Raw genomic sequence first — 14128 nt, forward strand, 5'->3', positions numbered from 1 at the left:
TTCCAACTGGCAATAAACAGCCCGCCGCGACAAGACGGCAGGTTTCGCAATTGAGCGAAGCTTTATAGTCGACCCAGATCGTTGATCAGGGCGAGCAACATCACCCCTATGACCAAACTGATACCGATCTGGACCCCCCAACCTTGCACCCGATCCGACAGCGGACGACCGCGCACCCACTCGACCAGGTAAAACAGCAAATGCCCCCCATCCAGAACCGGGATGGGCAGCAGGTTAAGAACCCCCAGGCTTATGCTCAGGTAGGCCAGGAAATTCAGGAAATCCCCCACGCCGGACTGGGCTGAAGCGCCCGCCACTTTAGCAATGGTTATCGGTCCGCTCAAGTTTTTTACCGAGAGCTCCCCGAACAGCATTTTCTTCAGCGATTCAAGGGTCAGGACGCTCATGTTCCAGGTGCGTGACAAGCCCTCACTCACCGCATCCAGCGGGCCGTAGCTGACTTCGCGGAGCATGTTGGCAGGCCATTCGCCACCTTTTACCCCGGCGCCCAGATAGCCGCCGGCCGCCTTGCCCTCGCCCCTGCGCGCCAGGGTGACCGGGATGTCCAGCACAGCACCATCGCGCTCGACGCGCACCACAACCTTGGTTTGCGGGCGGGCCCGCACGGCATCGACCACCTGCTGCCATTCGCTCACTGCCACGCCATCGAGCGCCAGCAGCTTGTCACCGGTTTTCAGGCCCGCAGCGGCAGCCGGCCCCTTCGGATCGATCTCGGCCAACACCGGCAAGATCGCCGGGCGCCAAGGGTGCAGCCCAAGGGACTGGATCGGGTCCGGTTCGTCGGCGCCCTTGAGCCAGCTGTCCAGCTTCACCTGCAGCTGGCGCTCGGCGCTGGCGCCCTCTTCACGCACGCCAACCTGCAAGGTGCCGCTCTCGCCCAGGCGGCGAACCAGTTGCAGGTTGACCGCAGACCAACCATTGGTCGGCTTGCCGTCGATGGAGACGATTTCCTGACCTGCGGTCAGGCCTGCCGATGCTGCCAGGCTGCCCGCATCGACCGCACCGATAACCGGGCGGATCTGCTGGGTACCCAGCATCGCCAGCACCCAGAAGAACAGGATGGCCAGCAGGAAGTTGGCAACCGGGCCCGCCGCGACGATCGCGATGCGCTGGCGCACGGACTTGCGGTTGAACGACTGCTCGATCAGCGCCGGCGGCACGTCCCCCTCGCGCTCGTCGAGCATCTTGACGTAGCCACCCAGCGGGATCGCAGCGACCACGAACTCGGTGCCATGGCGGTCATGCCAGCGCAGCAGCGGCGTGCCGAAGCCCACCGAGAAGCGCAGCACCTTGACACCGCAGCGGCGTGCCACCCAGAAGTGGCCGAATTCATGGAAAGTGACCAGTACACCCAAGGCTACGAGGGTGCCGATAATCATGTAGAGCGCTGTCATATCCATCTCCGAATGATGTTCAGCGGGCTGGCATCATGCCCAGCCCCCTCGTGAACCGTGGCGGGCCTGCATCAGCGACCGTGACGCCTCAGCCATTCACGGGAAAGCTCCCGGGCACGCTGGTCGGCAGCGAACACCGCGTCCAGCGACGGCAGCGGTACGACGGGCTCCTGATCGAGCACCTGTTCGATCATACCCGCGATCTCCGGGAAGCGGATACGCCGCTGGAGAAATGCCTCGACTGCGACCTCGTTTGCCGCATTGAGCACGGCCGGTGCGCTGTTGCCGGCCTCGGCAGCCTGCCGCGCCAGGCGCAGGCAAGGGAAGCGCTGTTCGTCGGGCGCCTGGAAGTCCAGACGGGCGATGGCGAACAGGTCCAGCGGCGCCACCCCGGAATCGATCCGCTCGGGCCAGGCCAGGGCGTTGGCGATGGGTGTGCGCATGTCCGGGTTACCCAGCTGCGCCAGCACCGAACCGTCGACATAATCCACCAGGGAGTGGATCACGCTCTGCGGGTGCACCACCACCTCGACCTTGGCCGGTGCGGCATCGAACAACCAGCAGGCCTCGATCAGCTCCAGGCCCTTGTTCATCATGCTGGCCGAATCCACGGAAATCTTGCGCCCCATGGACCAGTTGGGGTGCGCGCAGGCCTGTTCCGGGGTGACGTCCAGCAGCGCCTCGACGGGTGTCTCACGGAACGGGCCACCGGAGGCAGTGAGCAGGATCCGGCGCACGCCGACGGCACTCAGGCCGCGCGCGTAGTCGCCGGGCATGCACTGGAAGATCGCATTGTGCTCGCTGTCGATCGGCAGCAGCACGGCGCCACTGCGCCGCACCGCCTCCATGAACAGCGCGCCGGACATCACCAGCGCCTCCTTGTTGGCCAGCAACACCTTCTTGCCCGCCTCGACCGCCGCCAGGGTGGGACGCAGGCCGGCGGCACCGACGATGGCGGCCATCACCGCGTCCACATCCGACGCAGAAGCCACCTGGCACAACCCGGCCTCGCCTTCCAGCACCTCGGTGGCGCAACCTGCCGCAACCAGGCTTTCGCGCAGTCGCGCGGCCGCTTCGGCATTCGGTACCACGGCGAATGTCGGCCGATGGCGCACGCACAGCGCAAGCAATTCGTCGATACGCGAATAGCCACTCAGGGCGAACACCTGGTAGCGGTCGGGATGGCGCGCGATGACATCCAGCGTGCTCAGGCCGATGGAGCCGGTTGCCCCGAGCACGGTAATACGCTGCGGACGGCTCACATCACACCCCATTCGGCAGCCCACAGCAGCACGGCGAAAATCGGGATCGCCGCAGTCAGGCTGTCGATGCGGTCGAGCACCCCACCATGGCCAGGCAACAGGTTGCTGCTGTCCTTGATACCGGAACGGCGCTTGAACATGCTTTCGGTCAGATCACCGACCACCGAAGACATGACCACCAGGGCTGCACTCAGCAGGCCCAGCAGAATCTGGCCGAAGCCCCAGTCGCGACTGATTCCGACCACCAGGGTAATCACCAGGCTGACCGCCAGGCCGCCATACACGCCCTCCCAGCTCTTGCCAGGGCTGACCTGAGGCGCCAGCTTGCGCTTGCCGAAGGCACGGCCAGAGAAGTACGCGCCAATATCGGCAGCCCACACCAGCACCATGACCGACAGGATCAGCCAGTTACCCAGCGGCCAGTGCTTGAGCAGCACCAGACCCTGCCAGGCCGGCAGCAAAACCAGCAGGCCGATCAGCAACCGGCAGGCTGCACTGGCCCACAGCTCGCTACTACGTGGATAGGTAAGCACCAGCCAGGTGGCCAACCCCCACCAGATCACCGCAGCGCCCAGCACCCAGGGCGCCAGCTCCGGAAGGATGTACAGCAGCATCAGCGCTCCGGCGACGACCACGGCATAGGCGATGCGCAGCGGCTGGGCCATGAGCCCGGCCAGGCGCGCCCACTCCCAGGCGCCGAGGGTCACCACGAAGCCGATGAACAGGGCGAAGTCCCCACCGTTGAGCAGGAAGAAGCCACCCAGCGCGATCGGCAGCAGGATCAGCGCGGTAATGATGCGTTGTTTAAGCATTAAGCACGAGCTCCAGCCTCGACCTGCTCGCTGGTCTTACCGAAGCGGCGCTGGCGCGAAGCGAAATCGGCCAGGGCGGTGCGCATGGCCTCGTGTTTGAAGTCCGGCCAGTACAGGTCGGAGAAGTACAGCTCGGCGTAGGCCAGCTGCCACAACAGGAAGTTGCTGATGCGGTGCTCGCCACCGGTGCGGATGCACAGGTCCGGCAGCGGCAGCTCGCCGGTTGCCAGGCAGGTCTGCAGCAGGCCCGGGGTGATGTCTTCCGGGCGCAGGTGCCCGGCTTGCACTTCCCGCGCCAGCCGCTGGGCGGCCTGGGCGATGTCCCACTGGCCACCGTAGTTGGCCGCGATCTGCAGGATGAAGCGGTTGTTGCCGGCGGTCAGCGCCTCGGCCTCGCGCATGGCGGCCTGCAGCTCGGGATGGAAACGCGAACGGTCACCGATGATACGCAGGCTGATGTTGTTCTCGTTGAGGCGCCTGGCCTCGCGGCGCAGGGCCGAGAAGAACAGCTCCATCAGCGCACCAACCTCTTCGGCGGGACGCTGCCAGTTCTCGCTGGAGAAGGCGAACAGGGTCAGCACCTCGACCCCGGATTCGGCACAGACTTCGATGACCGCGCGAACGGCGTCGACACCCGCCTTGTGCCCGGCAACACCGGGCAACAAGCGTTTTTTCGCCCAGCGGTTGTTGCCATCCATGATGATCGCGACATGACGCGGCACCGAGGACGGTGCCGCTGGCTTGGTCTTTTCCATTAAAAAACCCCGGCCTTAGACGGCCATCAGGTCCTTTTCCTTGGCTTTGAAGGCGGCATCGACTTCAGCAACGTACTTGTCGGTCAGCTTCTGGATCTCGTCAGCGGCGCGACGTTCTTCGTCTTCGCTGATTTCCTTGTCCTTGGTCAGCTTCTTCAGGTCGGCCAGAGCGTCACGGCGCACGTTGCGCACGGCTACCTTGGCATCCTCGGCAACGCCGCTGGCCTGCTTGGTGTAGCCCTTGCGGGTTTCCTCGGTCAGGGCCGGCATCGGCACACGAATGGTGGTGCCGGCGCTGGACGGGTTCAGGCCCAGGTCGGAGGTGAGGATGGCCTTTTCGATGGCAGCACTGAGGTTCTTGTCGTGGGCGACGATCTTCAGGGTGCGGGCATCTTCGACGGTGATCGCGGCCACCTGGTTCAGTGGCATCTCGCTACCCCAGGCAGTGACCTTGACGCTGTCCAGGATGCTTGGGTGGGCGCGACCGGTGCGGATTGCCGCGAGGTTGCGAGCCAGGGCTTCGATAGACTTGCCCATGCGCTCCTGCGCGTCTTTCTTGATGTCGTTGATCATGCTTGGCCTTCCTCGATCAGAGTACCTTCAGCGCCACCCACCACGATGTTCAGCAGGGCGCCAGGCTTGTTCATGTTGAATACCCGCAATGGCATCTTGTGGTCACGGCACAGGCAGATTGCGGTCAGGTCCATCACACCCAGCTTGCGATCCAGGACCTCGTCGTAGGTCAGGTGATCGAACTTCTCGGCATGCGGGTCCTTGAATGGATCGGCAGTGTACACACCATCGACCTTGGTCGCCTTCAGCACCACGTCGGCATCGATTTCGATGGCGCGCAGGCAGGCCGCGGAGTCGGTGGTGAAGAACGGGTTGCCGGTACCGGCGGAGAAAATTACCACATCCCCGGAGTTGAGGTGGCGAATAGCTTTGCGACGATCGTAATGATCGGTGACACCGACCATGGAAATGGCCGACATGACCAGGGCCGGGATGTTCGAGCGCTCCAGCGCGTCGCGCATGGCCAGGCCGTTCATCACGGTGGCCAGCATGCCCATGTGGTCACCGGTGACGCGGTCCATGCCGGCTGCGCTGAGTGCGGCGCCGCGGAACAGGTTGCCACCACCGATCACCAGGCCGACCTGGACACCGATCCCTACCAGCTGGCCAACTTCGAGGGCCATGCGATCCAGCACTTTCGGGTCGATCCCGAAGTCTTCCGAGCCCATCAGGGCCTCGCCGCTAAGTTTGAGCAAAATGCGTTTATAGCGAGGTTGGCGACCACTCACCTGCTGAGCCATTGCGAGTCTCTCCTGCGGCGTACTTTTAGAAAATTCGTGCGGGCTGTTTGCAGCCTGCTAACTGTAGCGTGGCACCGCTTCGGTGCCAGCGACGACGGGCCTTATAAACCCTTCGCCGTTTTGACAAAGAGGCTGCGCGCGTGAGCGGGCAGCCTCTTTGGGGCGACAGACGGGGCTGTCTTACTGCTTGGCAGCAGCGACCTGAGCGGCAACTTCAGCAGCGAAGTCGTCGACTGGCTTCTCGATGCCTTCGCCTACCTTGAAGTAGGTGAAGGAAACGATTTCAGCACCGGCTTTCTTGGCCAGCTCGCCAACCTTGACTTCCGGGTTCATGACGAAGGCTTGCTCGACCAGCGAGGCTTCGGCCAGGAACTTCGAGATACGACCTTTGATCATGTTCTCGACGATGTTTTCCGGCTTGCCGGCGATCTTGTCAGCGTTCAGCTGCAGGAAGACGCCCTTCTCGCGCTCGATGGCTTCGGCCGATACTTCCGACGGCAGCAGGAACTCAGGGTTCGAAGCTGCAACGTGCATGGCGATGTTCTTGGCCAGATCGACGTCGCCGCCTTTCAGGACAACGGCAGCGCCGATCTTGTTGCCGTGCAGGTAGGCACCGACAACGTCACCTTCAACGCGCACCAGGCGACGGATGTTGACGTTCTCGCCGCACTTGGCAACCAGGGCTTCACGAGCAGCTTCACGCGAGGCGATCAGCGGAGCAGCGTCGGTCAGCTTCTGGGCGAAGGCTTCTTCGATGCTGTCGGCTACGAAAGCCTTGAAGTCGTCTTGCAGGGCCAGGAAGTCGGTCTGCGAGTTCACTTCCAGCAGGACGGCGGATTTACCGTCGGTCTTGACGGCGATAGCGCCTTCAGCAGCGACGTTGCCAGCCTTTTTGGCGGCCTTGATGGCGCCCGAGGCACGCATGTCGTCAATGGCTTTTTCGATGTCGCCGCCGGCCTTTTCCAGGGCCTTCTTGCAATCCATCATGCCTTCGCCGGTACGCTCGCGCAGTTCTTTGACCAGCGCTGCAGTAATTGCTGCCATTTCAAAATCCTCTTGGAAAGTTTTTCAACCATTCCACCCGTTCGTCACGGGCGTTCAATTCTGCAAATCCACTGTGTTTATCTCAGCGGGCCCATGATGCGGGGCCGATGCTGACAGCAGGATTTCAAGGTGGCAAAAAGGGGGCAGAGCCCCCTTTTTGCGTGCCAAGTCGACGCTAGCGTCTAATTACTCGGCAGCAGGTGCAGCCGCTTCTTCAGCGTAAACTTCGGTGCCGCCGGCAACGTTGTTGCGGCCGCGGATGACTGCGTCAGCCATCGAAGTCATGTACAGCTCGATAGCGCGGATGGCGTCATCGTTACCTGGGATGATGTAGTCAACACCTTCCGGGCTGCTGTTGGTATCGACAACGCCGATTACCGGGATGCCCAGCTTGTTGGCTTCGGTGATCGCGATGCGCTCGTGATCAACGTCGATAACGAACAGAGCGTCTGGCAGACCACCCATGTCCTTGATGCCGCCCAGGCTGCGATCCAGTTTTTCCAGGTCGCGGGAGCGCATCAGGGCTTCTTTCTTGGTCAGCTTGGCGAAAGTGCCGTCTTCGGCCTGGGTTTCCAGGTCGCGCAGACGCTTGATCGAAGCGCGGATGGTCTTGTAGTTGGTCAGCATGCCACCCAACCAACGGTGGTCAACGTACGGCGAACCGCAACGAGCAGCTTGCTCGGCGACGATCTTGCCGGCGGAACGCTTGGTGCCGACGAACAGGATCTTGTTCTTGCCCTGGGCCAGGCGCTCTACGAACGACAGAGCGTCGTTGAACATTGGCAGGGTTTTTTCCAGGTTGACGATGTGGATCTTGTTACGCGCGCCGAAAATGTACTTGCCCATTTTCGGGTTCCAGTAACGGGTCTGGTGGCCGAAGTGCACACCGGCCTTCAGCATATCGCGCATGTTGACTTGGGACATGATAGTTCCTTGATAAGTCGGGTTGGGCCTCCACGTATCCCAATGACCAACCCGCGAATTCTGCAACTCGGGGCACCCAGGTCATCGTGTCGACACGTGTGTGGGTTAAGTGCTGACGGGGTCGTCCCCGAAAGCGGCGCATTTTATACCACAGACCGCGACCGAACGGAACCCGGATACTGTTGCGTCCGTCAGCGGTTTTTGCAGCACCCCGGCTTTCGCGCCAGAATGCCAGCTGTAGACAGCAGCATTGCCGCCTTTATCCCGACCGATCGGCGCCCTGCTCTGCTAGAATCCGGCCTTTCCCGTTTGTTCGCGCCGTGCACGGCGCTGTAGAGAGCCTGTAATGACCGTCACCATCAAGACCGCAGAAGACATCGAGAAGATGCGCATCGCTGGCCGCCTGGCCGCCGAGGTGCTGGAAATGATCGAGGAACACGTCAAGCCCGGTGTCACCACCGAAGAGCTGGACCGCCTGTGTCACGACTACATCGTCAACGTCCAGCAGGCCATCCCGGCACCGCTCAACTACAAGGGCTACCCGAAGTCGATCTGCACCTCGATCAACCATGTGGTCTGCCACGGCATCCCCAACGACAAGCCGCTCAAGGACGGTGACACGCTGAACATCGACGTCACCGTGATCAAGGACGGCTACCACGGCGATACCAGCCGCATGTTCCACGTCGGCACCGTGCCGGTATGGGCCGAGCGCCTGTCCAAGGTCACCCAGGAGTGCATGTACAAGGCCATCGAACTGGTCAAGCCGGGCTGCCGACTGGGCGACATCGGCGAAGTGATCCAGAAGCACGCTGAAAAGAACGGCTTCTCGGTGGTACGCGAGTTCTGTGGCCACGGCATCGGCAAGGTGTTCCACGAAGAGCCGCAGATCCTGCACTACGGCCGCGCCGGCACCGGCATGGAGCTGAAGGAAGGCATGACCTTCACCATCGAGCCGATGATCAACCAGGGCAAGGCCGACACCAAGGTGCTGGGCGACGGCTGGACCGCCATCACCAAGGACCGCAAGCTCTCGGCCCAGTGGGAGCACACCCTGGTGGTGACCGCGACCGGCTACGAGATCTTCACCCTGCGCAAGGACGACACCATCCCGCGCACCTCGGCCTGACCGCACTCCCACAGGCCACCCCCACGACAGGAACGTGACGCGATGCCCCAGGTGGACCCCGAGCTGTTCGACCGCGGCCAGTTCCAGGCGGAACTGGCCCTCAAGGCGAGCCCCATCGCCGCCTTCAAGAAAGCCATCCGCCAGGCCGACGAGGTGCTCGACAAGCGTTTCCGCAGTGGCAGCGAAATCCGCCCACTGATCGAGGCCCGCGCCTGGCTCGTCGACAACATCTTGCAACAGGCCTGGAACCAGTTCGACTGGGGTGACCAGAGCGGCATCGCCCTGGTCGCGGTGGGTGGCTACGGGCGCGGTGAGCTGCACCCGCATTCGGACATCGACCTGCTGATCCTGCTGGGTGCAGCCGAACACGAGCAGTACCGCGACGCCATCGAGCGGTTTCTCACCCTGCTGTGGGACATCGGCCTGGAAGTGGGCCAGAGCGTGCGCACCGTCGACGAATGCGCCGAGCAGGCCCGCGCCGACCTGACGGTCATCACCAACCTGATGGAAAGCCGCACCATTGCCGGCCCCGAGGCTCTGCGCCAACGCATGCTGGAGGTCACCAGCACTGCGCACATGTGGCCGAGCAAGGACTTCTTCCTGGCCAAGCGCGCCGAACTCAAGGCCCGCCACCACAAGTACAACGATACCGAGTACAACCTCGAACCCAATGTGAAAGGTTCACCCGGTGGGCTGCGCGACATCCAGACGGTGCTGTGGGTGGCCCGCCGCCAGTACGGCACACTCAACCTGCACGCCTTGGCCGGCGAAGGTTTCCTGCTGGAAAGCGAGAACGAGCTGCTGGCCTCGTCCCAGGACTTCCTGTGGAAGGTGCGCTACGCCTTGCATATGCTGGCCGGGCGCGCCGAGGACCGCCTGCTGTTCGACCACCAGCGCAGCATCGCCGCGCTGCTGGGCTACAGCGACGACAACCCCAAGCGGGCGATCGAGCAGTTCATGCAGCAGTACTATCGGGTGGTGATGAGCATCAGCCAGCTGTGCGACCTGATCATCCAGCACTTCGAGGAGGTCATCCTTGCCGATGACGACAGCGGCACCACCCAGCCGCTGAATGCGCGCTTCCGCCTGCATGATGGCTATATAGAGGCAGTCAGGCCGAACGTGTTCAGGCGCACACCGTTCGCCATGCTGGAAATCTTCGTGCTGATGGCTCAGCACCCCGAGATCAAGGGCGTACGCGCCGATACGGTGCGGCTGCTGCGCGAACACCGGCACCTGATCGACGACACTTTCCGCACCGATATCCGCAACACCAGCCTGTTCATCGAGCTGTTCAAGTGTGAAATCGGTATCCACCGCAACCTGCGGCGGATGAACCGCTACGGCATACTTGGCCGCTATCTGCCGGAGTTCGGCCTGATCGTCGGGCAGATGCAGCACGACCTGTTCCACATCTATACGGTCGATGCGCACACCCTCAACCTCATCAAGCACCTGCGCAAGCTGCAATACACCCCGGTGTCCGAGAAATTCCCGCTGGCCAGCAAGCTCATGGGCCGCCTGCCCAAGCCCGAGCTGATCTACCTGGCCGGCCTGTACCACGACATCGGCAAGGGCCGCCAGGGCGACCATTCCGAGCTGGGCGCGGTGGATGCGCAGAAGTTCTGCGAGCGCCACCAGTTGCCGGCCTGGGACAGCCGGCTGATCGTCTGGCTGGTGCTGAACCACCTGGTGATGTCGACCACCGCCCAGCGCAAGGACCTGTCCGACCCTCAGGTAATCAACGATTTTGCCCTGCACGTGGGCGACGAGACACGCCTGGACTACCTGTACGTGCTGACCGTGGCCGATATCAACGCCACCAACCCCAGCCTGTGGAACTCGTGGCGGGCCAGCCTGCTGCGCCAGCTGTACACCGAGACCAAACGCGCCCTGCGCCGAGGCCTGGAAAACCCGCTGGACCGCGAAGAGCAGATTCGCCAGACCCAATCGGCAGCGCTGGATATCCTGGTGCGCGAAGGCACCGACCCGGACGACGTCGAGCAGCTGTGGTCGCAGCTGGGGGATGACTACTTCCTCAAGCACACCGCTGCCGACGTGGCCTGGCACAGTGACGCGATCCTCCAGCAGCCAGCCGATGGCGGGCCGCTGGTGCTGATCAAGGAAACCACCCAGCGCGAATTCGAAGGTGGCACGCAGATCTTCATCTATGCCCCCGACCAGCACGACTTCTTCGCCGTGACCGTGGCGGCGATGTCGCAGTTGAACCTGAACATTCATGACGCGCGGATCATCACCTCGAGCAGCCAGTTCACCCTCGATACCTACATCGTGCTGGACAACGACGGCGGCTCGATCGGCGACAACCCGCAGCGGGTCAAGCAGATTCGCGACGGCCTGACCGAAGCGCTGCGCAACCCCGAGGACTACCCGACCATCATCCAGCGCCGGGTACCGCGCCAGCTCAAGCATTTTGACTTCCCGCCACAGGTGACCATCCTCAACGATGCCCAGCGGCCGGTGACCATCCTCGAAATCACCGCACCTGACCGCCCTGGCCTGCTGGCCCGGCTGGGGCGGATCTTCCTGGAGTTCGACCTGTCGCTGCAGAACGCCAAGATCGCCACCCTCGGCGAGCGGGTGGAAGACGTGTTCTTCATCACCGATGCCGACAACCAGCCGCTGTCCGACCCGCAACTGTGCAGCCGACTGCAGGAAGCCATCGTCCAGCAGCTGCAGGCCGGCCAGGCCAGCGATGCCAGCCCTACCCGCGTGACCTTTTAACGATTAGACGATTGACGAGACCTTGCGCCGATGAACCATGCCTTGACCCAGCTTCAGCCCTACCCGTTCGAAAAACTCCGCGCCCTGCTGGGCAGCGTTGCACCTGCGGCGGACAAGCGCGCCATCGCCCTGTCGATCGGTGAGCCGAAGCACGAATCGCCGGCGTTCGTCGCCCAGGCCATGGCCGACAACCTCGACAAGCTAGCGGTGTACCCGAGCACCATCGGCCTGCCCGCCCTGCGCCAGGCCATTGGCCAGTGGTGCGAGCGGCGCTTCGGCGTACCGGCCGGCTGGCTGGATGCCGACCGCCACATCCTGCCGGTCAACGGCACCCGTGAAGCGCTGTTCGCCTTCACCCAGGCCGTGGTCAACCGCGCCGATGACGGCCTGGTGGTCAGCCCCAACCCGTTCTACCAGATCTACGAAGGCGCAGCGCTGCTGGCCGGTGCCACCCCGCACTACCTGCCGTGCCTGGAAAGCAACGGTTTCAACCCCGACTTCGACGCCGTACCGGCTGAAGTGTGGAAGCGTTGCCAGATCCTGTTCCTGTGCTCGCCGGGCAACCCCACCGGCGCACTGGTGCCGATGGACACCCTGAAGAAGCTGATTGCCCTGGCCGACGAACATGACTTCGTGATTGCCGCCGACGAGTGCTACAGCGAGCTGTACTTCGACGAGGATGCCCCACCACCAGGCCTGCTGACTGCCTGCGCGGAACTGGGCCGCAGCGACTTCAAGCGCTGCGTGGTATTCCACAGCCTGTCCAAGCGCTCCAACCTGCCGGGCCTGCGCTCGGGCTTCGTCGCCGGTGACGCCGAGATCATCAAGCCGTTCCTGCTGTACCGCACCTACCACGGCTGCGCCATGCCGGTACAAACCCAACTGGCCAGCATTGCTGCCTGGCAGGACGAGGCGCATGTGCGCGAGAACCGCGACCAGTACCGCGCCAAGTACGATGCCGTGCTGGATATCCTGCAGCCGGTGCTGGATGTGCAACGCCCGGATGGCAGCTTCTACCTGTGGGCCAAGGTGCCCGGCAGCGATGCCGAGTTCACCCGCGACCTGTTCGAGGCCCAGCATGTGACGGTGGTACCGGGGTCGTACCTGTCGCGCGAAGTGGATGGCGTGAACCCGGGCGCCGGGCGTGTGCGCATGGCACTGGTTGCACCGCTGGCCGAGTGCATCGAAGCGGCGGAGCGGATTCGCGAATTCCTGCAGAACCGCTGACCGCCCAATTCGCGGGCATGCCCGCTCCCACACATACAGCACAAGCCGAGAAAGCGGTGCAGTACCTGTGGGAGCGGGCAAGCCCGCGAAGGGCCGCAAAGCGGCCCCCTGCGGTCTACCTGACTGACCCCAGGTTTGCTTCACTCATATCCAGCTCACCCAGCACCTGCCGCACCACTTCATCCCCCACCAGATGCTGGCGATGCAGTTCATACAGCTCCAGCCGCTGGGCCCGCAGCGCCCGCAGGCGCAAACGCCGCTCCAGCAGGTCCATCTGCTCGGCCAGAGCCTTGGCTTCGGCACTGTCGTTGTAGCTGTCCAGCTCATCGCGGTATTCCGCCATCAAGCGCGCCTTCAACTCGGTCGCCAGGGTCGCCTGCGCGGCATCCTGCGGCGCATTGCTGTCGATCACTTCCTCTGCCTCCAGTGCATGGATCGCCGCCTCGGCCGTGCGTCGCCAGGCCTCCTGCACCTCCTGGTGCAAGCGCTCGTCCGGGCTCTTGGTCACCCCGCGCAGCAACAGCGGCAGCGCGATACAGGCGCTGATCAATGACAACAGGATCACACCGGCCGCAATGAAGATCAGCAAGTCACGCTCCGGGAAGGCCTTGCCTGCTCCCATCAGCAACGGGATCGACATTACACCGGCCAGGGTGACCGCACCGCGCACACCACCCAGGGTCAGCAACCAGCAGGAGCGCGCCGTGGGCATCAGCACCAGCGCCGGCTTGCCGCGCCAGCGGCGTACCACACCGATCGAGCGCCAGATGCTCTGGACCCAGATGAACCGCAGCAAGATCAGCGCCACAAAGATCGCCACCACATCCAGGCAGCGCCAGGCCAGGGTCGGCCAGACGGTGGGTTCATGGCTGACCACGGCCTTGATGATGTCCGGCAACTGCAGGCCCAGCAGCAGGAAGATCAGGCCGTTGAAAGCGAACTCCAGCAGCGACCACACACTGCGGTTGAGCAGGCGCGTGCTGGTCTGCCGTGGCAGCAGGTCGAGCCAGCTCTGCATCATGCCGGCGGCCACCGCCGAAAGGATGCCGGACACGCCCAGGCGCTCGGCCAGCACGTAGGCAGCGAAGGGCAGCAGCAACATGAACACCACATGGGTGGCCGGGTCGTCCCAGCCGCGAGCGATCATCCAGGCACGCAGGCGGCCGTTCAGCCAGCTCAGGGCCACGCCCACCGCCAAGCCGCCCAGGGCGACCAGTACGAAGCTGAAGCTTGCGTCCGTCAGCGAGAACACCCCGGTGATCGCCGCCGCCAGGGCGAACTTGAAGGTCACCAGGCCCGAGGCATCGTTCATCAGGGCTACTCACCATATGTGGACACAAATCCACATCTCGCCATACACACAGATGGACAGACAGATCTTGCAGGCATGCGACCAAAAGGGAGTGCAGCCGCCCCTCCCCGTTACTAACACGAGGAGAAGGCAGGCAATAGAACAGGCTTTAGCTTAGGTGCGTCGCAGGAGAGGGTTAGGCGTAGAGGCT

General features: G+C 63.4%; 11 protein-coding genes and 1 pseudogene. 3 read left to right on the plus strand and 9 right to left on the minus strand.

All coding sequences use genetic code 11. The features are described from left to right. Positions 1–62 precede the first annotated feature (62 nt). From rseP to rpsB, 8 genes are all read right to left on the minus strand, one after another. The gene (gene rseP / locus WM94_RS12385) at positions 63–1415 is read right to left on the minus strand and encodes an RIP metalloprotease RseP (protein ID WP_061551330.1); all 1353 of its coding nucleotides are present in this window, start codon (positions 1413–1415) and stop codon (positions 63–65) included. Between the two features lie 71 nt (positions 1416–1486). Further along, positions 1487–2677, minus strand: coding sequence for a 1-deoxy-D-xylulose-5-phosphate reductoisomerase (gene ispC, locus WM94_RS12390; RefSeq protein ID WP_061551308.1), 1191 nt, complete (start codon positions 2675–2677; stop codon positions 1487–1489). After that, a complete protein-coding gene (locus WM94_RS12395; RefSeq protein ID WP_013971253.1) occupies positions 2674–3489 on the minus strand; it encodes a phosphatidate cytidylyltransferase in 816 nt (271 codons plus the stop codon). Before WM94_RS12395 ends, ispC begins: the two co-directional genes overlap by 4 nt. After that, positions 3489–4244: a polyprenyl diphosphate synthase gene (gene uppS, locus WM94_RS12400; RefSeq protein WP_039614796.1), complete on the minus strand. Its 756-nt coding sequence runs from the start codon at positions 4242–4244 to the stop codon at positions 3489–3491. Before uppS ends, WM94_RS12395 begins: the two co-directional genes overlap by 1 nt. 15 nt (positions 4245–4259) lie before the next feature. Continuing rightward, positions 4260–4817 (minus strand): ribosome recycling factor, encoded by a 558-nt coding sequence (gene frr / locus WM94_RS12405; protein ID WP_004375414.1) that lies wholly within the window; start codon positions 4815–4817, stop codon positions 4260–4262. Beyond that, positions 4814–5557, minus strand: a complete 744-nt coding sequence (gene pyrH, locus WM94_RS12410; protein ID WP_003252294.1) for a UMP kinase — start codon at positions 5555–5557, stop codon at positions 4814–4816. The genes frr and pyrH overlap by 4 nt, the downstream gene beginning before the upstream one ends. 180 nt (positions 5558–5737) lie before the next feature. Next, a complete protein-coding gene (tsf, locus tag WM94_RS12415; RefSeq protein ID WP_039614797.1) occupies positions 5738–6601 on the minus strand; it encodes a translation elongation factor Ts in 864 nt (287 codons plus the stop codon). 186 nt (positions 6602–6787) lie between these two features. After that, positions 6788–7525, minus strand: coding sequence for a 30S ribosomal protein S2 (gene rpsB / locus WM94_RS12420; RefSeq protein WP_003252287.1), 738 nt, complete (start codon positions 7523–7525; stop codon positions 6788–6790). A gap of 346 nt (positions 7526–7871) precedes the next feature. Between rpsB and map the strand changes: the two genes are divergently transcribed. The 3 genes from map to dapC are packed head-to-tail and all read left to right on the plus strand — an operon-like array spanning position 7872 to position 12626. Next, positions 7872–8654, plus strand: a complete 783-nt coding sequence (gene map, locus WM94_RS12425; protein WP_004375406.1) for a type I methionyl aminopeptidase — start codon at positions 7872–7874, stop codon at positions 8652–8654. A 42-nt stretch (positions 8655–8696) separates the two neighbouring features. After that, positions 8697–11399 carry a [protein-PII] uridylyltransferase gene (locus WM94_RS12430; RefSeq protein ID WP_061551309.1) on the plus strand — a complete coding sequence of 901 codons (2703 nt, stop codon included), beginning with the start codon at positions 8697–8699 and terminating at the stop codon, positions 11397–11399. Positions 11400–11429: 30 nt separating this feature from the next. Continuing rightward, entirely contained in the window at positions 11430–12626 is a 1197-nt protein-coding gene (gene dapC, locus WM94_RS12435) for a succinyldiaminopimelate transaminase (RefSeq protein ID WP_013971248.1), read from the plus strand. A 115-nt stretch (positions 12627–12741) separates the two neighbouring features. Here the strand turns inward: dapC and WM94_RS12440 are convergent. Further along, a pseudogene (locus WM94_RS12440) lies at positions 12742–13944 on the minus strand (cation:proton antiporter); the annotation flags it as partial. Between the last annotated feature and the right edge of the window lie 184 nt (positions 13945–14128).

The sequence above is a fragment of the Pseudomonas sp. ABFPK genome (assembly GCF_001586765.1).
In the GTDB taxonomy this organism is placed as follows: Bacteria; Pseudomonadota; Gammaproteobacteria; order Pseudomonadales; family Pseudomonadaceae; genus Aquipseudomonas; species Aquipseudomonas asiatica.